Source organism: Methylobacterium sp. CCH5-D2 (genome assembly GCF_001556475.1).
In the GTDB taxonomy this organism is placed as follows: domain Bacteria; phylum Pseudomonadota; class Alphaproteobacteria; order Rhizobiales; family Beijerinckiaceae; genus Methylobacterium; species Methylobacterium hispanicum.
Window position 1 is genome coordinate 1 of the sequence record NZ_LSIX01000249.1, and the last position, 2,125, is coordinate 2,125.

Here is a 2,125-nt window from a genome sequence, read left to right on the forward strand (position 1 = left end):
CCCCGCCGGTGCGCGGCACCGCGACGCCGGCGCGGATCCCAGGGCCCAGCATGCCGAGCCCGGTCCCCGTGGACCACGCGGCGCCGGGCATCGCCCCCGGCATGACGCAACCGCCCGACCAGCCCCGCGCGGGGCAGGGCCGGCGGTAGCCGCCGGCCGCCGCCGGGGGACCGGTCCTGCGGAGGATCGGTCCGCCCCGTCCGCGGGCGCTGCCCGAAGCATCCGCTTCATATCGAAAGACCGACCGTTGCGTATGGCGCGACCGTCCACCCGCCACGTTAAGCTTTGCATCGGCCCTGCCGCACACTGGAGTCACCGAACACGTGGTCAAGATCGTGAACGTGGCGGATCTCCTGACGGAGACACTGCATCAGGTCGGCGTCCGGCGCATCTACGGCGTGGCGGGCGACAGCCTCAACGGCATCACCGAGTCGATCCGTGCGCGAGGCGACATCGAGTGGGTGCACGTCCGGCACGAGGAGGTCGCGGCCTTCGCGGCCGGCGGCGAGGCCCAGGCGACGGGCGAGCTCGCCGTCTGCGCCGGCTCCTGCGGGCCCGGCAACCTGCACCTCATCAACGGCCTGTTCGACGCGCACCGCACCCGCACGCCGGTGCTCGCCATCGCGGCCCAGATCCCCTCCGCCGAGATCGGGTCGAACTACTTCCAGGAGACGAAGCCGACCGAGCTGTTCCGCGACTGCAGTTGCTACTGCGAGCCGATCGTCTCGGCGGCCCAGCTGCCCTACGTGCTCGAGACGGCAGTGCGCGCCGCCATCGGGAACCAGGGCGTCGCCGTCGTGGTCATCCCCGGCGACGTCGCGCTCCAGGACGCGCCCAAGCGCGCCGTCGCGCCGAATGCCGGCCTGATCCCGCCCCGGCCCGTGATCGTCCCGGCGGCCCGGCAGATCGACGCCCTGGCGGATCTGCTCAACGGGGCCAAGAAGGTCACCCTGTTCTGCGGCCGCGGCTGCGCCGGCGCGCGCGAGGCGGTGATCGCGCTCGCCGAGACCTTGAAGGCGCCGGTCGTGCACGCGCTCGGCGGCAAGGAGCATGTCGAGCACGACAACCCCTACGACGTCGGCATGACCGGCCTGATCGGCTTCTCGTCGGGCTACGCCGCCATGGAGGCCTGCGACACGCTCCTGCTGCTCGGCACGGACTTCCCCTACCGCCAGTTCTATCCCGAGGGCGCCAGGATCGCGCAGGTCGACATCCGGCCCGACAATCTCGGGCGCCGCTGCCGGATCGACCTCGGCCTCGTGGGCGACGTGGGGGCGACGATCGCCGCCGTGATGCCGAAGCTGCAGCCGAAGGGCGACGACGGCCACCTGCAGGCCTGCCTGAAGCACTACGCCAAGGCGCGCGAGGGCCTCGACGAACTCGCCACCGGCAAGGCCGGGCGCAAGCCGATCCACCCGCAATACCTGACGCGGCTCCTCAGCCAGGCCGCGGCCCCCGACGCCGCCTTCACGGCCGATGTCGGCACCCCGACGATCTGGGCCGCCCGCTACCTCGCGATGTCCGAAGGCCGCCGCCTGATCGGCTCCTTCGCGCACGGGTCCATGGCCAACGCCCTGCCGCAGGCGATCGGCATCCAGGCGGCGCAGCCCGGGCGCCAGGTCGTGTCGCTCTCGGGCGACGGCGGCTTCACCATGCTGATGGGCGACCTGCTCACCCTGGTGCAGCACGAGCTGCCCGTGAAGGTCGTGGTCTTCAACAACGGCACGCTGGGCTTCGTCGAGATGGAGATGAAGGCCGCCGGCTACCTCGACACCGGCGTGGCGCTGCGCAACCCGAACTTCGCCGCCATGGCGCGGGCCGCCGGCATCCACGCCGTCCGGGTCGAGGATCCGGCCGACCTCGAGGGGGCGATCCGCGAGATCCTCGACCATCCGGGTCCCGCCCTCCTCGACGTGGTCACGAACCGCCAGGAACTCGCCATGCCCCCCAAGATCGAGGCGGCGCAGGTGAAGGGCTTCAGCCTCTACATGCTGCGGGCGGTGATGAACGGTCGCGGCGACGAGCTCATCGACCTCGCCAAGAGCAACCTGCTGCGATGACGCGGGCTCGGCGTTCCGGCGCGGTCGCCGGCGCGGTCACCGGCGCGGCCACCGGCGCGCTCCAG

General features: G+C 72.3%; 1 protein-coding gene. It reads left to right on the forward strand.

Going from position 1 to position 2,125, the window contains the following annotated elements; translation table 11 throughout:
- The first annotated feature begins 323 nt into the window (after positions 1–323).
- Positions 324–2,060, forward strand: coding sequence for a ubiquinone-dependent pyruvate dehydrogenase (poxB, locus tag AX737_RS06535; RefSeq protein ID WP_066919985.1), 1,737 nt, complete (start codon positions 324–326; stop codon positions 2,058–2,060).
- Positions 2,061–2,125: the final 65 nt, after the last annotated feature.